Here is a 22,954-nt window from a genome sequence, read left to right as displayed (position 1 = left end):
CCCGGTGAGACCGTTCACGTATTGTCAATCCGCGGAACACGAGCAGGTCGAGAAAGGTTCGGCGTCCAGTGCGGACTTCACTTCACCGCCGGTGGCCGAGTGTTCCGGCCGCGATCTGCTCCCGATCGCGCGGCAGCGCCCATCCCGCGAACCCGGACTCCAGCGCGGGATCCCTCGACAGGATCGCCGCCTGCAACCGCTGCAACCGGGAACAGGGCTCGACGCCCAGTTCATTGTTGAGCACCGAGCGCAGCCGGTGAAACGCCTGCAGTGACCGGCCGACGTGCCCCGCCCGGTACAGCGCGGTCATCAGGAACGCGCACAGGTTCTCGTTCATCGGATTCCGGGCCGTCGCCATCGTGAGCTCGCCCAGCAGATCGGCATGCCGCCCCAGCGCCAGATCGGCCTCGATCCGCCGCTCCAGCGCCCCCAGCCGGCACTCCTCGAGCGACGCCACCTCGATCTCCAGCACCGGACCCTTGCGGACGTCCACCAGGGCGGGACCGTGCCACAGCTGCAGCGCCTGGCTGAGCTCCTGCGCCGCCAACCGGTGATCCCCCGCCTCGGCGGCCGCGCGACCTGCGCGAACTCCCCGGTCGAAGGCCTCCACGTCCGTCTGGCAGGCGTCTCCCTCGAACAGGTAGCCGTAGTGGCAGGTGCTGAGCACCGTCCGGGCGCCGTGCTGGTCGGAGTCGGCCGCGGCCAGTGCCTTGCGCAGTTGCAGGACGTAGGTCTGCAGGGTGGTGGCGTAGCTGCGCGGCGGGCTGTCCCCCCACAGTTCCTCGACGAGCGTCGGGACCGTGACCACCCGGCCCGCGTTCAGCGCGAGGAGGGCCAGCACCTGGCGCTGCTTCGGCGCGCTGATCGTCACCGGCCTCCGGTTCAGGTGCAGCGACAGGGTGCCGAGCAGCCCGATGCTGAGCGGTCTGGGAGCCCCGTTCATGCCGTCTCCTCTCATAACCCCTGGTGAGACAGGTGGATCTGGTCCGCTGTGTGAGTATGCCTCCAGGGCGGCGGCAATTTCCAGATCAAGACGATCGTGACATTTCACTTTCGATACCTGATAATGGTCACCTGCCCGGCTTGGCGGCCCTGCCTCGGCGCAAAGGCCGACCGGCTCACCTTCGCTTCTGCGGCTCAAATCCGAAGCCGCCGGGCGGGAAATCCATCGCACTTAGTTCGCGGCCGTAGAAAGCGATCTTGGTAGTGGGCGCCCGAGAATGCGGGACGGGTACGGCGTGATCTGCGCCTTTTTCCGCGCCGTTACGGGACGTGCTCGCGGCACCACGATCGCGGACATCTCGGCGGGCCCCGGGACGGGCGGCGCGGTTCCCGGTCCGCCGGCGCCGCCCCGCCGAATGAGGCGACCTCGCCGTCCCCGCCCGGCGCGGTCGCGGCGCCGGGTCCACCGGCGCTTGACCGGGATTCGTGGAATCCCGGTCAGACTGCCACGACACCGTATCCACGAAGGGCAGGCGAAATGGTGGTCAACGGGCAGGAGCAGGGACGGGAAAGGCCCCACGTGGTCATCGTCGGAGGTGGCATCGCGGGGCTCGCGGCGGCGTTCTTCCTGCGGGACGAGCCGGTCCGCGTGACGGTGCTCGAAGGGGCGTCCAGGCTCGGCGGGAAGCTGGCCGTGTCCGAGGTCGAGGGGGTCGCCGTCGACGCGGGCGCGGACATGGTCTGGCGCCCCAAGACCGCCGGGCTGATCGCGGCGGCCGGGCTCGGCGACCAGATCACGCTGGCGGGCACCACCTCGGCGGCGATCTGGACCAGGGGGAAGATGCGGCCGCTGCCCGAAGGCCAGTTCATGGGCGTGCCCTCCGACATGGACCAGCTCGCCGCGTCCGGCCTGCTGTCCCCCGAGGGGGCGGCCCGGGCGCGGGAGGACCTCGAGATGCCTTCGACCGTCCGCGACGGGGACGTCGCCGTCGGGGCCCACGTCGCGCGGCGGCTCGGGCAGGAGGTCGCGGACCGCATCACCGACCCGTTCCTCTACGAGATGTGCGCCGGCCGCGCCGAGGATCTGTCCTACGAGGCCACGCTGACCCTGCTGGCCACCACGTCCGACAAGTACCAGTCCCTCGCCGAGGCGGCCGGCTCGCTGATCGCGACGCCGCACCCCAAGAAGACGGGCATCGCCACCATCACGGGCGGGCTGGGCAGGCTGCCCGACGCCCTCGCGAAGGCGGTGGTCGCCGCCTCGCCCGGAGCGTCGGTGCGGACCAGGGCCGCGGTCAGGGAACTCGCGCGGACCGAGGACGGCTGGCGGCTGGGCGTCGAGTCCGCCGCCGGGACCGAGCACATCGCCGCGGACGCCGTCATCCTCGCCGTCCCGGCCGGCCCGGCGAGCAGGCTGCTGGCCGGGGCGACCGGGGCCACCCAGGCCACCGCCGAACTCGCCGGGATCCCGTACGCCGGGGTGGTCGACATCACCCTCGCCTACCCCCGCCGGGCGTTCCCGGGCGGGCTCGCCGAGCGGGGGATCTGCGGCTACCGGGTACCCGCGGTGGACGGGCGGGTCGTCAAGTCGGTCACGTTCTCGACCGTCAAGTGGCCCCAGGCGGCGGCGGAGGTGGAGATCGTGCGCTGCCGGGCCGGACGCATGGGCGAGGAGGACCTCCTCCAGCGCGACGACGCCGACCTCGCCGGGCTGGCGGCGTCCGAACTCGCCGAGGCCACCGGGGTGGTCGGCGACCCGGTCTCCACGCGGGTGACCCGGTGGGACGACTCGATGCCGCAGTACCTGGTCGGCCACGGGGACCGGGTCGCGCGGATCCGTACCGCGGTCGCGGCCCAGCCGGGGCTCGCGCTCTGCGGCGCCGCGTACGACGGGGTCGGCGTCGGCCACTGCATGGCCACCGCGCGCAAGGCCACCCACCAGGTGCTGACCTCGCTGGGCACCGCCGGCTCGGCCGCCGTGAAGGGCTGAACCCGGAGGCCGCCCCGACGTCGACGGCGCCCGGCGGTGCGCGCCCGCCCCGGGTCAGGGGCGGGTCGCCCGCACGAAGGTGATCCGGCCGAACCTCATGTCGGCCTCCCCGACCGCCCGGGCATCGTCGAACCCGGCCTCGGTGAGCAGCGTGACGATCCCCTCGCCGTGGCCGCCGGCCACGTCCACGACGTGCGCCGGGCGGGACCGCCTGAGGCGCAGGTGCGGGCGTCCGTGGCCGCGCCCGCGTCCGTGGCCGCCGCCGCCATGGGCGTGCGCCGAGTGGCCGGCGTCCTCGGCATCGGACGAGGGACCGCTGAAGTCGGCGATGGTGACCTGCCCTCCCGGCCGGAGGGCGCGCATCGCCTCCCGCGCGAACCCGCTGCGGCCCTCCTCGTCGATGTGGTGCAGGGCCAGCGACGAGACCACGTGGTCGAGCGAGCCGTCGTCGGCGGGGATCCGGTCGGCGAAGCCCTGGACGAGGGTGAGGTCGAGGCCGCGGCGGCGCGCCTTGCGCGCGGCCTTGCGCAGGGCGTCCGGGTCGGGGTCGAGACCGGTCAGTTTCGCGGCCGGCTGAGCCGCGAGGACGGCGAACGTCAGGTTGCCGGTGCCGCAGCCGACGTCGGCCACCGTCTGGCCGGGCTCGACGCCGGCGAGCCCGGCCGCGCGCTCGTGCAGCGCGCGGACTCCGACCGCCCTGGAGAAGAGGTCGTAGAACGGGAGGAGCCAGGTCTTGCCCGCGCCCGGCAGGAACGAGCGGTCCCGCTCCTCCGGGGTCCGGTGGTCGAGGATGCGTACGTCCATGGAGCGCCCCTTCGCGCGTTCGTGGCGGGCCCGACCGTCGACGGGCCCGTGACGGACGTGGCGCCGTCACCTCCGAGTCTTGGACATTCCGCGGTCGCGCAGCAGGACATACGTTGGGGACCGTGGGACATTCTTCGGTCGAGACCTCACCGGGCCCTCCGTCGAGGCTGCGCACGATACGAGTCGACGGGACGCCCGTCTACCGCTACCAGCAGCGCCCCGGGCTGCCCCCGGTCTCGGTGACCCGTTTCGACTCGGCGGGCGCCCACGCCGACCTGCCGCCGGACCACCGGCACGCCCACGACTTCCTCGTCCTGGTCTACGTCGAGGAGGGCGCGGGCTCGGTGACCATCGACGGAGCCGAACGCCTGCTGCGCGCGGGCGAGGTCCATGCCGTGTCGCCCGGCCAGGTCATCGGCGTCACGGCCTTCACCGAGCTCGCCCGCACCCGCGCGTGGGCGGTCGCGTTCACTCCGGACGCCGTCCCCGCCCTGGCCTCGGTCTCCCCGCTGGCCTGGACGCACCACCCCCTCCTCGCCCTGTTCGCCGCGGGGCACGAGCGGGTCGCCGAACCCGACCGGGCGGCCTGGTCGTCGCTGCTGGCGGACCTGGCGGACGAGCTCGCCGACCCGAGCCGCCTCGGGGCCCGCGAGGCCATCGCCGCCACGCTGACCCGGCTCCTGGTCGCGGCCGCGCGGCTGGCCCCTTCCGCCCCGGGCGCCCCCGACCCGCTGGTCGAGCAGGTCTTCGCCGAGATCGAGGCGACGTTCCGCGAACCGGTCTCCGCCGCGGACGTCGCCCGCACCCTCGGCTACACCCCCGGCCACCTCACGACGCTCGTCCGCAGGCGCACCGGCCGGCCCCTCCTCGAATGGATCACCGAACGGCGCATGATCGAGGTCCGGCGCATGCTGCGCGAGACGGACCTGCCGCTCGACGCCGTGGCGGCCCGGACCGGCCTGCGCGACGCCGCCTACCTCGTCCGCCGCTTCCGCAACCGCTACGGCGTCACCCCGGAGCGATGGCGCCGCGCCGAACGAGCCCGGCCCTGACGACGACCCGCGCCGAGCCGCCCTGCACGCCGGATGCCTCGGTGCCGACGCGCCGGGCGCGAGACCGAGCACAGCCGACCTAACCGAACGTCGGGCGGACGGTGGTCGTGCCGCTCCTCGTGCGGGGGTGGGTCACAATGCCGGTGTGACGGGGCTGCTCGATGATGCCGCACTGGCGAGATCGCCGGTCGTGGCGAACTGCGCGATGAACCGCGAACGGTCGCTCAGCGGCTCCAACGGTTACGGCAGGGAGCTCGGCATCGACGTCATGGCCGAGATGAGCGCCCGTGCCAGGGCGTCGACGCCCGTCCGGTGGCTGGACCTGTGCTGCGGGAGCGGACGGGCACCGGCCGAGGCGGCCCGACTCGCGACCGAGCGCGGCCTGACCGATCGGGTGGAGATCATCGGGCTCGACCTGGTGGATCATTTCGTCCCCGGCCCCCACCCGGCGATGGTGCGGCTGATCAGCGGTTCGGTGGCCCGGTGGGTCCCCGACGGCCGCTTCGACCTGATCACGTGCGTGCACGGACTGCACTACGTGGGCGACAAACTCGGCGTCCTGAGCCGCGTCGCGTCGTGGCTCACCGGCGACGGGCTGTTCATCGCCAACTTCGACGCCCGCTCGGTCCGCCGGGCCGACGGCACCCCCGCCGGTCGTACGCTCACCGCCCGCTTGCGCGCGCAGGGCTTCGCCTACGACTCCGCCCGCCGTCGCGTCTCCCGCCGCGGACACGGACAGGTGCGGCTCCCGTACCGGTATCTGGGAGCCGACGATCAAGCCGGTCCCAACTACACCGGCCAGCCCGCCGTCGACTCGTTCTACGACCCGCTCCCGTGAACCCTGCTCAGTGACGTGCCCACCACCGGCTCATCTGTAGGGCGGGTCAGGTGCTCCGCGCGAGTCAGGACAGCTCGGACCGCACTCGTGCTGCCGAGGGGCCTGTCCGCCGGGTCCTTGGCGAGGAGGCTCATCAGCGACGGGCCCAGCGGTGTCCCCGCAGGCCGGGGGGTGAGAGGCGGCTCGGTCAAGACGGCAGCCATCGCCGCCGCCGGGGTCGGCCTGCAGAAGGCCGGCCGTCCTTCGACGGCGTAGAAGAGCGTGACGCCGAGTCCCCACAGATCGGTGGCGGACGAACTCTCGAGTCCTCGGCTCGCGTCGCCTTCGCGGCGACGCCGCAGGCGAGCGCGGTCGCCGGGGCGGGTTCGGAGATCCGGTTGACGCCTGCCATGGCTAACCGCTAACTATTAGCTAACCGTTAGGGGTGAGCCATGCAGGACGCGGTGCTGGCCATGCTCGCGAAGGAGCCGTCGCACGGGTACCGCCTGCGCGAGCGGCTCCGGCGGGCGCTCGGGCCGCTCGGCGGGTCGATGAACGCGGGCCAGATCTACGTGACGCTCGCCCGGCTGGAGAAGGCGGGCATGGTGGCCTGCGAACGGGAGGACGGCCTGCCGGACCGCCCGGACCGCAAGGTGTACGCGCTGACCCCTGCCGGGCAGCAGCGGGTGGCCGCCTGGCTGGCCGAGACGGACTGGCCCAAGCCGAACCTCGCGGAGTTCCATCTGAAGCTCGCCGCCGCCGCGGCGGCGCGGCTCGCCGATCCGGTGGAACTGGTGGACGGCCAGCGCCGGGAACTGCTGCGGCGCCTGGGGGACGTGCAGCGCGCGGTGCTGTCCGAGCCGGAGGGCTCGACCTCCGGCCTGCTCCTGGAAGGGGTCGCGTTGCGGCTGCAGGCGGACCTGCGCTGGCTGGCGGCCTGCGAGCGCGTCTGGTCGAGGGTCGACGACGAATCCGAGGATGCATGAACGAGTGCGGCGCGGTGCTGCGGGCCCGCGGCCTGTGCAAGGAGCACGGCCAGGGGCAGGCCCTGGTGCGGGCGGTCGACGAAGTCGACCTGGACGTCCCGGCAGGGCAGACGCTTGCGGTGACGGGCCCCAGCGGCTGCGGAAAGTCCACACTGCTCCACCTGCTGGGCGGCCTGGAACGCCCGACCCGCGGCGAGGCGTGGCTGGCCGGCAGGCGCATCGACAGCGTGAGCGAGCGGGCGCTGGCGCGGTTGCGGCGCCGGTCGGTGGGCTTCGTCTTCCAGGCCTTCCACCTGGTGGAGGAGCTCTCCGCGGCGGAGAACGTGGAACTGCCCGCGCTCCTGGCCGGGCGTTCACCGCGCGCGGCCAGGCGCCGCGCGGCCGCGCTGCTGGAGCAGATGGGGCTCGCCGGGCGTGCCCGGCACCTGCCCTGGCAGCTGTCGGGCGGCCAGCGCCAGCGGGTCGCCATCGCCCGCGCGCTGGTGAACGAGCCGCTGGTCCTGCTGGCCGACGAGCCGACCGGGAACCTGGACACCACGGCGACGCGCGAGGTGCTGAGGCTCTTCGAGGACCTGCGGTCCGCGGGGCAGACCCTGGTGATCGTCACGCATGACGAGCGGGTCGCGGCCACCGCGGACCGGATCGTCTCGATGCGGGACGGGACGTTCGTCGACGACACCCGGCTCGCGGGCGGTACGGGGTTCGGGGGCGGCACGGGGTTCGCGGGCGGTACGGGGTTCGTGGGCGGTACCGGGCGGCTCGACGGCCTGATCGAGTTGGGGGACTGAACGCCGTGGGGCGCATCCTGCTCGTCTTCCGGCTGGTCGCGGCCGACGTCCGCCGGCATCCCGCCCAGGCCGCGATCCTCCTCGTCTCGATCGTCGCCGCCACCGCCGCGCTGAGCCTGGGCAGGTCACTGCACGGAGCGACCGAAACGCTCTACCGGCAGACGCGGGCGGCCACGGCCGGACCGGACCTTGTCGCGTACTCGCCCGGCGCCGACCGGACCGACATCAGGGCCCTGAAGTCGTTGGAACGCGCGCCAGGGGTGGTCGCGCACAGCGGACCGCACCGCGAGTACTACACGAAGCTCACCGCGCACGGCTCCACGGGTGCCGCGGTGGTGCAGGTCGCCGGCACGGCCCCGGGACCGGTCGACCGTCCGCTGCTGACCTCGGGCCGCTGGGTCCGTCCCGGCGGCGCCGTGTTCGAACGCGGCTTCGCCGCCGCGCTCGGCGTCCGCGTCGGCGACCGGGTCACCGTCGCGGGCCGCACGCTCCCGGTCGTCGGGGTCGCCGTGACCGCGGCCCGGTCGGTCTACCCGTGGGCACCGGGGATCGGGCCGGGCGGCGGTCCGAGCGACGGCGGCGGTCTGGTCTGGCTCGCCGAGCCCGACACCCGTGCGCTGAAGTCGCCCGACGTCCCGGTGACCTCCTTCATCGGCCTGAGGCTGCGAGATCCCGACGCGGGCCTGACCTGGAACAGCCACGATCCCGCGATGGCCCCGTTCCTCGCCGAGACGGGGGTGACCATCAGGCCCTGGCAGGCCATAGCCGGCCAGGATTCGGTCATCCTCAAGGGCAGCCAGCCGATCCTGGTCATCGGCGGCTGGCTGCTCGGCTTCCTGGCCATCGGCGGCGTGGCGACGCTGGCGGCGGGACGCGCCGCCGCGCAGACCCGCCGCGTGGGACTGCTCAAGGCCGCCGGTGCCGCGCCCGGTCTCATCGCCGCCGTCCTGTTCGCCGAATACCTGACCATGGCCCTTCTCGCGGACGTGCTGGGGCTGGTCGCCGCACGGCTGATCGAGCCGTCCCTCATCAATCCGAGCGCCGGCCTGATCACCACCGCCGCCGGACCGACCGCCGGCACCGTCGCCCTCACGACCGTCGTCGCCCTGGCCGTCGCGGGTCTCACCACCCTCGGCCCGACCGTGCGGGCCATGCGCACCGAGACCGTCGCCGCGCTCGCCGACGGCGCCCACCGGCCCCGGCACCGGGCCCGCCTGACCAGGCTTTCCGCGCTGCTGCCGACCCCGCTCCTGCTCGGGCTGCGCCTGGTCGCCCGCCGGCCCGGCCGCGCCGTCCTGCACGCCTGCAACACGGCGACCACGCTGGCGATGGTGACCGGCCTACTGGTGATCTTCGACCAGCCCGCGAAGGGCTATCCGGGGTCCGCCATGGCGAACCATCTGCGGGACGCCCAGGAGCACCACGTGATCCTGGGCGTCACCGCCACGCTCATCGCCCTCGCCGCCATCAACACCGTCACCACCACCTGGACGACGGCTCAGGAGGCGCGGCGGACCATGGCCATCGCCCGCACCCTCGGCGCCACACCCGGACAGATCACCGCCGGACTCTCCACCGCGCAACTGCTGCCGACACTGCCCGGTGCCCTCGCCGGCCTCGCCATGGGCCTCGTCCTGTGCCTGCCGTTCAGCGCCCCGAACACGAGCTGGCCCTCCGCGTGGGTGCTGTTCGCCGCCGCACTCGCCGCCCTCCCCGTGACGGCCGCCCTCACCGCGGTGCCCGCCCGGATCGCGGCCCGCCGGTCAGTGGCGCAGACCCTCAGCGGCGAAGCGCCGTGAGCTCCGGCAGGGTCGCGGTGAACTCCGGCTCGGCGGCCCCGACCCGGGCCGCCGAGCGGCTCCGGGCGGGCAGGTCGGCGGCCTCGACGCCGACGCCGAACATCCGGGTGTCGCCTCGGCCCTGGAGCCACAGCCCGTCGGTGTACGGCGCGTACAGACGCACGCCCGCCGGGATGTTCGCCGGACGCACGACGGTCTCCTCGGGCGACGGGCGCCAGTTGGTGATGTCGTCGAGGACCGCCACGACCTCCGCCTGCGGATTGAGCGCGGCCAGCTCGGCGGCTCCGGCGGGTCCACCGGCGTAGACCGAGACGTAGACCTTGCCGCCCGTCACACCGCGCGTCCCCCGGTCCAGCACCTCGTTTCAGGCGTGCCGCGAAAAGCGATGAGGCACAGCGTATTCACCCGGTCATCACCGAGATGCGCCGGGTGACCGCGGAGTTCTAGGAGACGGCGCCGCGACCTGCGTGCGCCGTGACAAGGCGGTGCCGCATCTCGCCGATGGTCTCGACCTGGGTGACGAGCTCGTCGCCCGGCGCCAGCCACCGCTGCGGGGTCCGTCCGAGACCCACGCCGGCGGGGGTTCCGGTGAAGACGAGGTCTCCGGGCAGCAGCGTCAGCAGCGCCGACAGGGCGGCTACCAGGCGGGGCACGGAGAAGATCATGTCGCCTGTGCGGGCCCGCTGCAGGTGCTCCGCTCCGATTCGGCACCCCAGCGCCACGTCGTCGGGGTCGTCGAACTCGTCCACCGTCACCAGGCAGGGGCCGGTCGGCCCGAACCCGGGCAGTGACTTGCCCAGGCTGAACTGGGGAGCGGGCCCCGCGAGCTGCGTCCTGCGCTCGGACAGGTCCTGGCCGGCCGTCAGCCCGGCGACGTGGTCCCAGGCGTCCGCCTCGGCGACGTGCCGGGCGGTCCTGCCGATCACCGCGACGAGTTCGACCTCCCAGTCGGTGTGGCCGCCCTCCGGCAGGGCGATGTCCCCGTACGGCCCCGTGATGCAGGTGGGGAACTTGGTGAAGACGACGGGCCGCTCGGGCGCCGGCAGGCCGGATTCCGCGGCATGGGCGTGGTAGTTCAGCCCGATCGCGAACACCTGCCGCGGCGCCGGCACGGGCGCGCGCAGATCCGCGGGGGAGTAGGGCTCGGGGGCCGGGAGCCGGGGAAGCCCCGCGACCCAGGCGGTGAACTCGTCCCAGCGTTCGTAGACGGCGGAGGGGTCCGGGCCGAACCCGCCTGAGCTGGCGTGTTCGACGTCGACGGCGCCGTCCCCCGTGAGGAGGGCCAGCCGGCCTTTCAGGTTCGCGACGCGCACGAGCGCTCCTCACGGGGGGATTCGACGATCTCGATGGTCAGGCCCTGCGGGTCGCGGAAGTACGCGACGCGGCGGCCCAGGTTGGGCCCGGACGTGATCGGCACCGGGGCGGCGCTCCGGGGACGGGCGCCCAGGGACGACAGCCGGGCGAACTCGGCGTCGAGGTCGTCGGCGGTCAGGCAGAGATGGGCGGTGCCGGGGTTCTTGGTCTCGACGTCGACCGGGGTCCCGGCGGGCTCGAGGTACTGGATCAGCTCCAGCCGCACGTCGCTGCCCGGGATACGGAAGATCGCGATGTCCAGCCGCGCACCCGGGTAGCCGACCTGGTCGGCGGTGTAGGGCGCGTCGTAGATCCGCCGGACCTCCGGGGGAGCGTCGAACAACCGCTGGTAGAAGCCCGCCGCCGCGCCGACGTCGGCGACGGTGAAACCCATGTGCGATACACCGGTGAGCATGGCGGCCTCCTACACTTCGGCAGGGTCGACGACGCGGCCCTCGCGCGCCGACCGGTACATGGCGGCCACGAATTCGACCGCCCCGAGCCCGATCTCGCCGGGCGAGCCGTTGCCGGCGCGGCCGAGGACCACGTCGACCAGGTTGCGGGCGGGCGCGTGTTCGGGATTGCGCTGCTGGACGGGCAGTTCCAGCAGGTTCTTGGTCATGCCGGCGACGTGGATCGAGGCCGTGCCCCGGTTGACGTCGAGCAGGACGTGGCCGTCCCGGCCGAAGATCTCGAACCGGGCGATCTCGTCGTGGCCGGGCAGGACGGCGCCGGTCGAGCTGAGCACGCCGACCGCGCCCCCGTCGAACCGGATCGCCACCCCGTCGGCGAGGTCGACCGGCAGTTCGAAGTTCGAGGAGAAGGCGCTGACCCCGCTCGGGCGCAGGCCGGTGAGCCACAGCATCAGGGCGGCGGCATGGGTGATCTGGGTCTGGCCCTGCCCGCCTCCCGACAGGGCCGGGTCGCTGTAGGTGCTCGCGGCGGGGGCGTTCACGGGATATCCCCACAGGTCGCGGTACGGCTCCGGGTCCCCCCGGTACAGCTCGCGGACGGCGGAGGCGTACAGGCAGGACACGTGCTCGATGGGCCCGATCACGCCGGCGGCCAGCTCCTGGCGGATGGTGAGGGCGTGCCGGTTGTAGTGCCACGGGTAGTCGACGAGCAGTTCGGCGCCGCGCTCGCGGGCCAGGTCGAGCAGTTCGCGGCCGTGCCGGGGTTCGATGACCATCGGCTTCTCCAGGAGGGTGGGCAGGCCGTGGCCGAGGGTGAGCCGGGCGAGCGGGTAGTGCATCGCGTGGGGGACCGCGATGACGGCCGCGTCGACCTTCACCTCGTCCAGCATCTCCTCGGCGGTGGCGAACGCGGCCCCCACCTCGTAGGCGTCGGCCGCCGCGGCCAGCCGGCGCGGGTCGGGATCGGCCAGCGCGGCGATCTCCGCGTCGAGATGCCCGGTGATCGCGGGGAGGTGGGCGAACGTCGTCCACCAGCCGCAGCCGATCACCGCTACCCGCACCCTGCTCACGTCCGTGCCTCCTCGGTGCCGAGCCGGAAGATCCGCTCGGCGTTGCCGCTGAACATCGCGCGCCGCTCGGCCTCGGCGAAGTCCGAGATGATCTCGGCGTAGGCGTCCACCACGTCGCCGTAGGAGCTGTAGAGCCGGTCGACCGGCCAGTTCGTGCCGAAGAACGCCCGTTCGGCGCCGAACGCCTCGACGCACTCCAGGACCCACGGGCGCAGGCTGGCCGTCGTCCAGCGGTGGTCGGCCTGGCCGAGCCCGGAGATCTTCACGACGACGTTCGGGGCCTCGGCGATGTCGCGCATGGCGTCCCGCCACCGGCGGAAGTACTCGCGATCACGGTGCCGCGGGTAGCCCGCGTGGTCGATGCACAGGGTGGTGCCGGGAAAGCGCTCGGCCAGCCGCCGCGCTTGGGGGAACTGCTCCAGGAGCGGATCGTCGCAGCAGACCAGCCCGTGGCGCTCCAGCAGGGAGTAGCCGCGCGTCCACGACTCGTCGGTGAGGTAGCCGTCGTACCGGAGGTCGCGTATCCCGCGCAGGTTGGGGGACTCGGCGTGCCTGGCCAGCGTCTCGGCGGTGTCGGGACGGGTGAGGTCGGCGTAGGCGACGATGCCCTGCGGGGCACCCAGCCGGTCGGCGAACGCCTGCAGCCAGCGCGTCTCCTCCACGGGGTCGTCCGTCCCGATCGCGGCCTGGACGTGCACGACCTTGCGGACGTTGTGGAAACGCGTCTCGGCCACGAAGTCGTCGGCCCAGTAGCGGCGCGCCCGTATCGCTCCGTCGGGGCCGACGACCGGGTCCTGCGGCGCGTCCGGCTCCAGCCACTCGTAGCGGAGCCGGGGATGGCCGAGGTCGTGGAAGTGCACGTGGGTGTCGACGAACGGCAGGTCGGCCATGTCACCCGGCTCCGGGGACGGCGCCGAGGCGGGCTCCGCCGTCCACGTCGAGCGTGACGCCGGTGAGGAACCCCGCCTGGTCGGAGAGGAAGAAGAGGGCGGCGTCGGCGACGTCGTCCTCGGTGGCGTTGCGGCCGAGCGGGTTCGTGGCGGCGGTGGCCGCCATGACCTGCTCGGCAGACAGGCCGGTGCGGCCGGTCTTCCATTCCAGGACCCGCCGCCCCATCTCGGTCGTGGGGCAGCCGACCGGGCAGACGCAGTTGGCGGTCACACCGGCGGGCGCCAGTTCCGCGGCCACCGACTCGGTCAGCCCGACGAGCCCGAACTTGGACGCCACGTAGGGGATCTGGCCGGGGAACCCGCGGCGGCCGCAGTCGGACCCGATCGTCACGATCCGCCCCCTGCCGGACTCGCGCAGCGCGGGGGCGGCGGCCTTGACGGTCATGAACGCGCCCTTCAGGTTGACGTCGAGGGTGCGGTCCCAGTCGTCCTCGCCGGTCTCCTCCAGCGTGCCGACGTGGAAGACGCCGGCCGACACGACGAGGGTGTCCAGCCCGCCGAACTCGCCGGTCACGCGTGCCACGGCCGCGCGCATGGCCGCCTCCGACCGGACGTCGGCGGTGATCCCGAGGGCTCGGGCTCCGAGGTCGGCCGCCGCTTGCTCGGTCCGTCCTCCGTCGACGTCAAGGACGGCCACCGCGGCGCCGGCCTCGTGCAGCCGCCGGGCGATCCGCCGGCCGAATCCGGACGCGCCTCCGGTGACCAGTGCCCTGCGGTCCTGAGCGATCCGCATGTCCCTCCTCCGCTGCCGGCCGGGACGCCCGCGCCCCCGATGAGGGTGAACGCTATAGCATCTAGCAAACGCTGGTCAATGAATGCTAGATGCTATAGCGTTTACTCCATGACGCTCGATCCCCTTTCCGACGACAGCCTGGCCGACCGGGTGGCCGACCGGATCCGTGCCGCGATCCACGAGGGCCGCTACCCGCCGGGAGCCCGCCTGGTCGAGCGGAGGCTGGCCGCCGAGCTGGGCGTCAGCCACATCCCGATCCGCGAGGCGCTGGCCAGGCTGACCGACGAGGGCCTGGTCGAGCGCTTGCCCCGGCGCGGTGCCCGGGTCGCGACGCTCACACTCAGGGAACTGGAAGAGCTCTCGTCGCTGCGCATCGTGCTGGAGCGCTTCGTGGTCGCGCGCGTCCAGGAGAGGCTGACGGCGGAGGAGGAGAAGGAGCTCCGGCGCATGGTCGCCTCGATGCGGCAGGCGGCGGTCCGCGGCGACTTCCGCCGGGTGCTCGACCTCGACCGGCGCTTCCACGAGAGGCTGTGGGAGCTGGCCGACCACCGGATGCTGGGGGAGGTCGTCACCGGGTTGCGCGGCCGGATCGGCGCCTTCCTGCGCGCCGCGACGGCGGCGCTGGAGCCCGAGGAGCTCGAACGGCACGCCGCCTCCCACGACGAGTTGCTGGACGCGATCCTCAGCGGCGACGCCGAGGTCGGCGGCGCGGAGATGAGCCGCCACATCGAACTGGCGACCGAGCGGCTGCGCGGCACGCTGGCGGAGGCCGATCCGGATGACTGAGCCGCTGGTCGTCATCACCGACTGCGATCTGCCGGGCGACGAGCCGGAGCGGATCCTCGAGGCGGCCGGCCTGCGGGTGCGCCGCGCCTCCTGCCGCACGGCCGGGGAGGTCGCCGAGGCGGCCCGCGACGCGACGGCGCTGCTGGTGCAGTGGGCGCCGGTCACCGCGCCCGTGCTGGACGGGCTGGACCGGCTGCGGTTCGTCAGCCGCCTCGGCATCGGCCACGACATGATCGACGTCGCCGCCGCCACGGCGCGCGGAGTCGCCGTGGCGAACACCCCCGACTACTGCGTCGAGGAGGTCGCGGCCCACACGATCGCCATGGTCATGGCGCTCGCGCGGCGGCTGCCCGTCCTCGACCGGGCGGTGCGGGACGGGCGCTGGTCGGCGACCGGGGACGGGGCCGGCGCGCTGCGCCCCTCGCGGGCCACCGTCGCCGTCATCGGCTTCGGCCGGATCGGCTCGCTCACCGCCGCGCACGCCGCCGCCCTCGGGTTCCGCGTCGTGGTGCACGACCCGAACGTGCCGGAGGCGGCCGTCCGGTCGGCCGGTCGCGAGCCCTCGGCGCTGGGAGCGGCGCTGGCCGCCGCCGACATCGTCACCCTGCACGTGCCGCTGACCGACCGGACCCGCGGCCTGCTGAACGGCGAGACCATCGCCCGGATGCGGCCCGGCGCCCTGATCGTGAACACCTGCCGGGGCGGGCTGATCGACGAGGCGGCGCTCGCCGGCGCCCTGGCCTCGGGCCATGTCGCCGCGGCGGCGCTCGACGTCTTCGAGGCGGAGCCGCTGCCCGCCGACAGCCCGCTGCGCGGCGCGCCGGGCGTGCTGCTGACGCCGCACGCGGCCTGGTACTCGCCGGACTCCCTCGCGGAACTGCCGCGCCGCGCGGCCCGCCAGATCGCCGACTTCCTGCGGGGCGGTGCGGTCCCGTCGATCGTCAACCCCGGCTACGCGGACGCGCACACGGGAGGCGGCGCGTGATTGGGCGGCGCATGGCCCTGGTCACCGGGGCGAGTGGAGGCATCGGCGCGGCGACGGCGCGAGAGCTGGCCCGGCGCGGCGTGGACGTCTGGCTCACCTGTTCGGGGGACGAGGAGGGCACCCGGCGGACCGCCGACGAGTGCGCCGCGCACGGGGTGCGGACGGAGCTGTCCCGGCTGGACCTGCGCTCCCCCGAGGACGTCCGGCGGTTGACGGCGCGGGTCGGCGACCGGTGGGGGGCGCTGCACGTCCTGATCAACAACGCGGGCGTCTGCCCGTACACCGCCTGGCCGGACATCGGGCCGGACGAGTGGGACGCGGTCATGGAGATCAACGCCCGCGGCGCGTTCCTGCTCACCAAGGAGGCGATCCCGCTGCTGCGCGCGGCCGGCGGCGACCGCGCGATCGTCAACGTCGCCTCGCTGGCGGGCCAGGTCGGCGGCATCTCCACGAGCGTCCACTACGCGGCGAGCAAGGCCGCCGTGCTGGCGATGACCCGTTCGTTCGCCCGGCTTCTGGCGGCGGAGGGCATCCGGGTGAACGCCGTCTCGCCGGGGCCGGTGAGCACGCCGATGACCGGCGCGCTCGACCCCGCCGTGCGCGACCGGCTCGCCGGGTCCGTGCCGCTGGGGCGGCTCGGTCGGCCCGACGACGTCGCGCACACGATCTGCCTGCTCGCTTCGCCGGAGGCCGCCTTCACGACCGGGGCCACCTTCGACGTCAACGGCGGGCTGAGGACGGGCTGAGGAGGAGCCGGGCGGAGGGCGGCGGGTGGTCAGTCCGGGAGGGCGAGCCGGACCAGGGCCTCGGCCAGCAGGTCGGCCTGGCGCCGGCAGGCGTCCCGGTCGTGGGAGGCCGCGTACTCCAGGATCATGCCGTCGAAGCGGTGGGTGATGAACCTGGTGATCTCCTCGACCGTGATGGCGGGCGCGGCCCCGTCGGCCTTGACCGCGAGTTCGAGGTTGCGCTTGAGCAGGTCGGTGCCGAAGGCGTCGTACATCGAGTACACGCTCTCGCCCTCGGCCGCCTGCCTGATCCGCCACATGCCCAGTTCGAGCAGGGCCAGCTGGAGGCCGAGATTCGTCTGCACCCACCGCCAGTAGGCGCTGACGCTGTCGCGGATCGTCGCCTCCAGGCCGAGGTCGGGGTCGACTCCGTCGAACGCCTCCCGGAGCATGACCGCGCCCCGCTCGGCGACGACGTCGATCAGCTCGGCCTTGTTGCGGAAGCAGTAGTGCAGCGCCCCGAGCGGGGCCCCCGCCTGCTCGGCGATCCGCCTGGTGGTGGCGCCCGCCAGCCCGTGTGACGCGATCACCACGACGGCGGCGTCGATGATGCTGCGGCGGCGTTCCTCGGCGGGCAGGTAGGCCATCTGGAGCTCCCGGGGGCTGGGTCCACCGCGTCGGCGGGAGGCGCGGCGGATGAACAGGTCACTTGACCAAGTGTAGCGCGGAGTGTCGCCGAATCCGCCCGCGCCTCCCTATTGACACAGGTGGCGGGGGTGCGGATACTCGGTGAACAATCTTGGTCAGCTGTCCAGGTCACACATCCAAGTCACCTGAACAGTTCATCGTCCGGCATGTGACTCCAGCGTGCCGACCGCGGCCCCCGCGCCGGACGCGCCCTCACCCCCCAGATCGGAGCCTGCCGATGCCCCTTCACCGCGACGAACCGACGGCGACGCCCCCGCGCGCCGGGCGGCTGCGATGCGAGCACCTGGACGACCCGCTCGGCGTCGACGCCGCCGCCCCGGCGTTCGGCTGGGAGCCCGGCGGCCCCCAGCGGGCCTACCAGGTGCTGGTGGCCACGGACCCGGACCGGCTGGCCGAGGGCGTCGGGGACGCGTGGGACTCCGGACGCGTCCGGACCGACGAGGTGAACGGCGTCTCCTACCGGGGCGCCCCGCTCGCGTCCCGGCGGCGCTACTGGTGGAGCGTCCGGCTGTGGGGCGAGGGTGAGGAGCCCGGTCCGTACGCTCCGGCGGCGACCTTCGAGACGGGCCTGCTCGACCCGGCCGACTGGGAGGCCCAGTGGATCGGCGGCGGTGAGGGCGTCTCCTCCCCGCTGCTGCGCACCGGCTTCGACGTGCCGGGCGAGGTCCGGCGGGCCCGCGCCTACGTCGCCGCGCTCGGCCACTACGAGCTCCGGCTGAACGGCGAGCGCGTCGGCGACCGGGTGCTCGACCCGGCCAACACCTCCTACGACCACGACCCCGACCTGTACGACGGCGACGGCAAGCCCGCGCGCATCCCCAATCCGCGGGTGCTCTACTCCGTCTACGACATCACCGGCCTGATCGAGCCCGGGGCGAACGCGACCGGCTTGATCCTCGGGCACGGCTGGTACAGCGCCGAGGCGGACGTCGGTCCCGGCCCGATGCCGCGCACGCCCTACGGCGACCGGCCGCGGGCCCTGCTCCAGATCGAGGTCGAGACGGTGGACGGCCACCGGTCGGTCGTGGCCACCGGCGCGGGCTGGCGGACCGCGCCCGGCCCCATCGCCTACAACGACTACGCCCACGGCGAGTACCACGACGCCCGGCGAGAGACCCCGGGGTGGGACGCGGCCGGTTTCGACGGGGGAGCCTGGGAGCCCGCCACCGTCCTCGACCCGCCCGGGGCGAGCCTCACCGCCCAGCTCCTGCAGCCCGTCCGCGTGATCGAGACGCTCGCGCCGGTGCGCATGCTGGAGGGCCGGGACGGCGCCGCGATCGCCGACTTCGGCCAGCACTTCTCCGGCTGGACCCGGATCAGGGTGTCCGGCCGGGCCGGCTCCGAGGTCGTCCTGCGGCACGTCGGGGAGCTCGGCGGCGACGGCGAGCCGGACGACGACGCCAACATGAACGCCTGGCTCCCCGCACGCCAGACCGACACCTATGTCCTGAGGGGCGAGGGCGAGGAGGTCTGGGAGCCCCGCTTCACCCTGCACGGCTTCCGCCATGTCGAGATCACGACGCCGGGGCCCGAGACCGAGGTGCTCGGGGTCGAGGGGCGGGTCGTCCACTCCGACCTGCCCGGCACCGGAGAGTTCTCCTGCTCCGATCCGCTGCTGACGCGGATCCACCGCAACGTCCTGTGGACGCTGCGCACCAGCTTCCAGGGCTTTCCGCAGGACGCCGCCGAGCGCTACGAGCGGGTCGGCTGGGTCGGCGACCCGGGCTGGGCGGTGGAGGACTACCTGTACGACTTCGACGCGGCCCGGTTCTGGCTCAAGTGGCTCGACGACCTGGCCGACACCCAGCTGCCGGACGGGCGCTTCCCGCTGATCTGCCCGATCCACTGGCGCGGCAAGATCGCCATGGAGGCGCCCGAGGGCTACGACGTGCCCGACGACTTCGAGCACGTCATGTACTGGCCGTACGGGGCCCAGCCCGACTTCGCCATGACGTCGTACCCGAGCATCGCCTGGAACCTGTACCGCTTCTACGGCGACCGCTCCATCCTCGAACGGCACTACGGGGGGATGCGCCGCGGGGTGGAGTTCCTCCGGTCGAGGTCGGAGGGCCTGATCGTCGCCGAGGGCCTCGGCGACCACATGGAGCCCCAGCCCGACGGCACGTGCAGCGTCTTCCCCAAGCGCACGCCGGTCGAGCTGACCTCCACCGCCTGGTTCTTCGCCGCCACCTCGATGACCGCCGACGCGGCCGAGGCCATCGGGGAGACCGCCGACGCCGCCCGCTACCGGGACCTGGCGGGGGACATCCGCCGCGCCTTCAACGACCGGTTCTTCGACGAGGCCTCGGCGAGCTACGCCACCGGCTCGCAGACCTCGCGCGCCATGCCGCTCTGGTTCGGGCTCGTCCCCGCCGAGCACCGCGACCGCGCGCTGGCCGGGCTGGTCGAGGAGATCGGGCGCGACGGCGGCCACCTGTCCACCGGGACGATGGGCACCGCCGCGCTGCAGCACGTGCTGACCGGCGACGCGGCGGAGACGATGTACGGGATCGCGACCCGGACCACCTTCCCCAGCTGGGGCGACCAGGTGGAACGGGGCGCGACCACCGTCTGGGAGACCTGGGGCGGCGATCCCACGTTCAGCCGCAACATGAAGCTGCTGGCGATGATCGAGAAGTTCCTCTACAACGACGTCGCCGGGCTGGCCCCGGCGGCTCCGGGCTGGCGGCGCATCCTCGTCCGGCCCAGCCTCACCCACCGCCTCACCCACGCGCGCGCCGGCGTGCGCACTGTCCGGGGCGAGGCGGCGATCGACTGGCGGGCCGACGAGAGCGGGCTCCACGTGACGCTCACGATCCCCCCATCCGCCGAGGCGGAGGTCCGGCTGCCCTGCGGCGGCCTCGACGACCCCCGGCTCACCAAGGACGGCGTCCCCGCGGCCGGGCTCCGGCGCGACGGCGAGCAGCTCGTCCTGACCGTGGGCGGCGGCACCCACCGCCTTCACCTCGCCTCGAACAGCTCGAACAGCTCGGAAAGCTCGAAAGGAACGCGGCCATGACGAGACCGAACCCTGCGCTGACCTCCCTGGCCCTGTCGGCCTCGCTGCTCCTGGCCGCCGGCTGCGGCGGTGCCGGGAGCGGCGGCGACCGCGAACTGCTCGCCGCCGCCTGGGACATCGGCCAGGGCAAGGATCCCCTCGACACGGCCGCCGCCGAGTTCGAGAAGGCCAACCCCGGCGTCAAGGTCACGGTGCGCAAGACCCCGTTCGCCCAGTACTCGGAGACCCTGCGCAGGCAGCTCAGCGGCAACCAGGTGCCGGACGTCGCCCGGATGCTCCTCGGATACGGCGACGCCGGCAACGTCCTCGTCCTCGCGGACAAGGGGCTGGTCGCCGATCTCAGCGGGTCGCCGTGGACGGACCTCGTCACCCCCTCGGGCGCGGCGGTGTCCAAGAAGGGGGACAAGACCTACGCGCTCCCCGTCGACTCGACCTCCATCGGGGTGTTCCACGACCCGGAGACCTTCGAGAAGCGGAAGCTGCGGGTCCCCGAGACGTTCGCGGACGTGCTGGAGATGTGCCGCGAGACCGCGGGGAGCGGCACGGTGGCCGTCGCCTTCGGGGCCCAGCAGGGATCCGCCATGGCGCGCTGGCTGGTCTTCGCGCTCGCGGCGTCGACCGTCTTCGCCGACAACCCGCGGGCGGGTGAGCAGCGCCTGAAGGGCGAGACGACGTTCGCCGGCACACCGGGCTGGCGGAAGGCGATCGAACGCTTCAAGACCATGAAGGACGAGGGGTGCTTCGGCAAGGACGCCACCGGTGTCTCGCTGGAGGCCGCCGCCCGCTCCCTCGGCCAGGGCAAGTCGCTCATGGCGATCGCGCCGACCGCGACGATGCCGCTGTTCATGGCGGGCGACCCGAAGGCGCGCCTGGCGATGTTCGCCTTCCCGGGCGGCGACGACCCGGCCGCGGTGCGCGTGCCGTCGGCTCCGGCGAGCGGCCTCGCCGTCCCCAGGAAGGCCGCGCACCGGGAGCTCGCCCGCAGGTTCCTCGACTTCTACGCCGAGAACCGGGTCAGGTACAGCAAGATCGACGACAGCGCCCCGGGGATACCCGCGAGCAAGGACGACCCGGGCGTGCCGGCCTACGCCACCGCGCTCACCCCCTTCCTCACCTCGGGCAGGACGGCTCCGATCATGGACCAGACCTGGCTGAACCCCGAGGTGGACACCCGCCTGGACAGCGGCACGGCCAACCTGCTCCTCGGCAAGGAGACCCCCGAGGGGGTCCTGAAGGGAATGGACGAGGCGTGGACGCCCACGGCGCCCTGAGGGCCGGGCTCCGGACGGGACTCGCCCGGCGGAGCGCCGGTGGGCGCAGGGGGAGGGCCGTCCACCGGGTGCCCCTGCTGTTCGTCGCGCCCTCCGTCGTGCTCTGCTTCGGGCTGCTGCTGGGGCCGTCCCTGCTCGGCGCGGGCTACGCGTTCACCGACTGGGACGGCCTGACGTCCCCCGGCTGGGTGGGGCTCGGGAACTTCCGCGAGTTCCTGACCGAGCCGGAGGGCCGGGCCGTCCTGCTCCACACCGTGGTGCTGAACGTCCTCTACGTGGTCGGGGTGAACGCCGTCGGACTGGGCCTGGCACTCGGGCTCGACCGATCGCTCAGGACGCGGGACGTGCTGCGGACCCTCTTCTTCGTCCCGGCGGTCGTGAGCCCTCTCGTGGTCGCCTACGTGTGGAAGTACATCCTGGACGCCGGTGGCCCGCTCAACGAGGCGCTCCTCGCGGGCGGGCTCGGCGCCGCGGCGCATCCGTGGCTGGGGAGCCCGGCGACCGCGCTGCCGGTGGTAGTCGTGGTGATGGTGTGGCAGTTCTCCGGCCTGCACATGCTGATCTACATGGCCGGCCTCCAGAGCGTCCAGCCCGAGGTGCTGGAGGCGGCGGCGGTGGACGGCGCCGGGGCCTGGCGGTGCTTCCGCCACGTCAAGCTGCCGCTGCTGCTCCCCTCGGTCATGGTGGGCACGGTGCTGTCGACGATCCTCGCGTTCATGGCGTTCGACCAGGTGATGGCGCTCACCGGCGGCGGGCCGTCCGGGGCCAGCGAGACGCTCGGCACCTACGTCTACAAGCAGGCGTTCGTCACCGGCCGGTACGGCTACAGCGCGGCGGTGGCCCTGCTGCTGGTCGCCCTGGTGTTCGCGGTCTGCTTCGCCCAGGTGCGCCTGCTGCGCTCAGGGAGCCGGTGATGCACGGCTACACGCGATGGACGGCGTTCCGGGAGGCCGGCCTGTGGATCGCGGCGATCCCGGTGCTGATGCCGGTCTACTTCGTGGCGGTGACGGCGTTCAAGACGAGCGGCGAGGCGGCCGGTTCGCCGTTCGCGCCGCCGTCGAGCCCGACGACCGCCAACCTCTCCCAGGCCTGGGAGCAGGCGGGCGGAGGCACGGTCTCGTTCGGCCAGGCGCTGTTCAACAGCGTGCTGACGACGCTCGTGGTGGTCCTGCTGCTCATCGTCACCGCCGCGCCGGCCGGCTACGCGCTGGCCCGCCGGACGTCCCGGCTGTCGGGGGCGCTGTCGGGGCTGTTCATGCTCGCGATGATCATGCCGATCCAGCTCGGCGTCATCCCGCTGTACGTGTTCCTGGTGGACGCGGGACTGGCCGGTACACGCGTCGGGCTCATCCTGGTCTACCTGGGGTTGCAGACACCGCTGGCGGTCTTCCTCTACGCGGGGTTCGTCCGCGGTCTGCCGACCGCCTACGAGGAGGCCGCCCGGGTGGACGGCGCCTCGTCCCTGCGGATCCTGGCGCAGATCGTCTTTCCGCTGGTCCGGCCGGTCACCGGGGTGGTGGCGGTGCTGACCGGGCTGTTCGTCTGGAACGACTTCTTCGTCGCGCTGGTGGTCGTGGGCGGCACCGACAGGGTGACCCTCCCCGTGGCCGTCTACTCCCTCGTCGGCCGGTTCTCCGCCGACTGGCCGCTGATCTTCGCCAGCACGCTGATCGCGCTGGCCCCGGTGCTGGCCGGTTTCGCGTTCGTGCGGCGCACGGTCATGAAGGGCTTCGTCAGCACCCTGCGCGGGTGAGAAGGGAACG

At 73.4% G+C, this 22,954-nt stretch carries 22 protein-coding genes; 13 read left to right on the top strand and 9 right to left on the bottom strand.

Annotated features, from left to right (window positions below; all coding sequences use genetic code 11):
* Positions 1–82: 82 nt before the first annotated feature.
* Positions 83–943, bottom strand: a complete 861-nt coding sequence (locus FKD65_RS20880; protein ID WP_141579084.1) for an AfsR/SARP family transcriptional regulator — start codon at positions 941–943, stop codon at positions 83–85.
* Between the two features lie 537 nt (positions 944–1,480).
* Between FKD65_RS20880 and hemG the strand changes: the two genes are divergently transcribed.
* Complete coding sequence (gene hemG, locus FKD65_RS20875) at positions 1,481–2,932, top strand: protoporphyrinogen oxidase (protein WP_141579083.1); 1,452 nt, start codon at positions 1,481–1,483, stop codon at positions 2,930–2,932.
* Between the two features lie 54 nt (positions 2,933–2,986).
* Here hemG and FKD65_RS20870 read toward each other — a convergent pair whose 3' ends face one another.
* Entirely contained in the window at positions 2,987–3,736 is a 750-nt protein-coding gene (locus tag FKD65_RS20870) for a class I SAM-dependent methyltransferase (protein WP_141579082.1), read from the bottom strand.
* 122 nt (positions 3,737–3,858) lie between these two features.
* Here FKD65_RS20870 and FKD65_RS20865 point away from each other — a divergent pair, with 122 nt between their 5' ends.
* The 5 genes from FKD65_RS20865 to FKD65_RS20845 all read left to right on the top strand — a co-directional run bounded on the left by FKD65_RS20865 (position 3,859) and on the right by FKD65_RS20845 (position 9,178).
* Positions 3,859–4,788: an AraC family transcriptional regulator gene (locus FKD65_RS20865; protein WP_205718749.1), complete on the top strand. Its 930-nt coding sequence runs from the start codon at positions 3,859–3,861 to the stop codon at positions 4,786–4,788.
* 145 nt (positions 4,789–4,933) lie between these two features.
* Entirely contained in the window at positions 4,934–5,626 is a 693-nt protein-coding gene (locus FKD65_RS20860) for a methyltransferase domain-containing protein (protein WP_205718748.1), read from the top strand.
* A gap of 431 nt (positions 5,627–6,057) precedes the next feature.
* Complete coding sequence (locus FKD65_RS20855) at positions 6,058–6,591, top strand: PadR family transcriptional regulator (RefSeq protein ID WP_141579081.1); 534 nt, start codon at positions 6,058–6,060, stop codon at positions 6,589–6,591.
* Positions 6,588–7,379, top strand: coding sequence for an ABC transporter ATP-binding protein (locus tag FKD65_RS20850; protein ID WP_141579080.1), 792 nt, complete (start codon positions 6,588–6,590; stop codon positions 7,377–7,379). The genes FKD65_RS20855 and FKD65_RS20850 overlap by 4 nt, the downstream gene beginning before the upstream one ends.
* A 5-nt stretch (positions 7,380–7,384) precedes the next feature.
* Entirely contained in the window at positions 7,385–9,178 is a 1,794-nt protein-coding gene (locus FKD65_RS20845) for an FtsX-like permease family protein (protein WP_141579079.1), read from the top strand.
* Here FKD65_RS20845 and FKD65_RS20840 read toward each other — a convergent pair.
* The 6 genes from FKD65_RS20840 to FKD65_RS20815 all read right to left on the bottom strand — a co-directional run bounded on the left by FKD65_RS20840 (position 9,159) and on the right by FKD65_RS20815 (position 13,697).
* Positions 9,159–9,512 (bottom strand): hypothetical protein, encoded by a 354-nt coding sequence (locus tag FKD65_RS20840; protein WP_141579078.1) that lies wholly within the window; start codon positions 9,510–9,512, stop codon positions 9,159–9,161. The genes FKD65_RS20845 and FKD65_RS20840 overlap by 20 nt on opposite strands.
* A gap of 109 nt (positions 9,513–9,621) precedes the next feature.
* Positions 9,622–10,491 (bottom strand): fumarylacetoacetate hydrolase family protein, encoded by an 870-nt coding sequence (locus tag FKD65_RS20835; protein WP_141579077.1) that lies wholly within the window; start codon positions 10,489–10,491, stop codon positions 9,622–9,624.
* Positions 10,473–10,946 (bottom strand): VOC family protein, encoded by a 474-nt coding sequence (locus FKD65_RS20830; protein WP_141579076.1) that lies wholly within the window; start codon positions 10,944–10,946, stop codon positions 10,473–10,475. The genes FKD65_RS20835 and FKD65_RS20830 overlap by 19 nt, the downstream gene beginning before the upstream one ends.
* Positions 10,947–10,955: 9 nt before the next feature.
* The gene (locus FKD65_RS20825; RefSeq protein WP_141579075.1) at positions 10,956–12,014 is read right to left on the bottom strand and encodes a Gfo/Idh/MocA family protein; all 1,059 of its coding nucleotides are present in this window, start codon (positions 12,012–12,014) and stop codon (positions 10,956–10,958) included.
* Entirely contained in the window at positions 12,011–12,904 is an 894-nt protein-coding gene (locus FKD65_RS20820; protein ID WP_141579074.1) for an amidohydrolase, read from the bottom strand. The genes FKD65_RS20825 and FKD65_RS20820 overlap by 4 nt, the downstream gene beginning before the upstream one ends.
* Position 12,905: 1 nt before the next feature.
* Positions 12,906–13,697 (bottom strand): SDR family NAD(P)-dependent oxidoreductase, encoded by a 792-nt coding sequence (locus tag FKD65_RS20815; protein ID WP_141579073.1) that lies wholly within the window; start codon positions 13,695–13,697, stop codon positions 12,906–12,908.
* 108 nt (positions 13,698–13,805) lie between these two features.
* Here FKD65_RS20815 and FKD65_RS20810 point away from each other — a divergent pair, with 108 nt between their 5' ends.
* Genes FKD65_RS20810 through FKD65_RS20800 form a run of 3 tightly spaced genes read left to right on the top strand, consistent with a single transcriptional unit; the run spans position 13,806 to position 16,214 of the window.
* Positions 13,806–14,483, top strand: coding sequence for a GntR family transcriptional regulator (locus FKD65_RS20810; protein ID WP_141579072.1), 678 nt, complete (start codon positions 13,806–13,808; stop codon positions 14,481–14,483).
* On the top strand, positions 14,476–15,468 hold the full coding sequence (locus FKD65_RS20805) for a C-terminal binding protein (protein WP_141579071.1): 993 nt from the start codon (positions 14,476–14,478) through the stop codon (positions 15,466–15,468). The genes FKD65_RS20810 and FKD65_RS20805 overlap by 8 nt, the downstream gene beginning before the upstream one ends.
* Entirely contained in the window at positions 15,465–16,214 is a 750-nt protein-coding gene (locus FKD65_RS20800; protein WP_205718747.1) for an SDR family NAD(P)-dependent oxidoreductase, read from the top strand. The genes FKD65_RS20805 and FKD65_RS20800 overlap by 4 nt, the downstream gene beginning before the upstream one ends.
* Before the next feature lie 29 nt (positions 16,215–16,243).
* Here FKD65_RS20800 and FKD65_RS46285 read toward each other — a convergent pair whose 3' ends face one another.
* Positions 16,244–16,840: a TetR/AcrR family transcriptional regulator gene (locus tag FKD65_RS46285; protein ID WP_141579070.1), complete on the bottom strand. Its 597-nt coding sequence runs from the start codon at positions 16,838–16,840 to the stop codon at positions 16,244–16,246.
* Between the two features lie 278 nt (positions 16,841–17,118).
* On the opposite strand from FKD65_RS46285, the gene FKD65_RS20790 reads away from it, so the two are divergent.
* Genes FKD65_RS20790 through FKD65_RS20775 form a run of 4 tightly spaced genes read left to right on the top strand, consistent with a single transcriptional unit; the run spans position 17,119 to position 22,944 of the window.
* Complete coding sequence (locus FKD65_RS20790) at positions 17,119–19,920, top strand: family 78 glycoside hydrolase catalytic domain (protein WP_141579069.1); 2,802 nt, start codon at positions 17,119–17,121, stop codon at positions 19,918–19,920.
* A complete protein-coding gene (locus FKD65_RS20785; RefSeq protein WP_141579068.1) occupies positions 19,917–21,191 on the top strand; it encodes an ABC transporter substrate-binding protein in 1,275 nt (424 codons plus the stop codon). Before FKD65_RS20790 ends, FKD65_RS20785 begins: the two co-directional genes overlap by 4 nt.
* Positions 21,170–22,105 carry a carbohydrate ABC transporter permease gene (locus FKD65_RS44340; RefSeq protein WP_168221125.1) on the top strand — a complete coding sequence of 312 codons (936 nt, stop codon included), beginning with the start codon at positions 21,170–21,172 and terminating at the stop codon, positions 22,103–22,105. Before FKD65_RS20785 ends, FKD65_RS44340 begins: the two co-directional genes overlap by 22 nt.
* On the top strand, positions 22,105–22,944 hold the full coding sequence (locus tag FKD65_RS20775; protein WP_141579066.1) for a carbohydrate ABC transporter permease: 840 nt from the start codon (positions 22,105–22,107) through the stop codon (positions 22,942–22,944). Before FKD65_RS44340 ends, FKD65_RS20775 begins: the two co-directional genes overlap by 1 nt.
* Positions 22,945–22,954 lie beyond the last annotated feature (10 nt).

It is taken from the genome of Actinomadura sp. WMMA1423 (assembly GCF_006547145.1).
In the GTDB taxonomy this organism is placed as follows: Bacteria; Actinomycetota; Actinomycetes; order Streptosporangiales; family Streptosporangiaceae; genus Spirillospora.
Note: the sequence above shows the minus strand (reverse complement) of the source record. Positions and strands in the feature narration are given on the sequence as shown.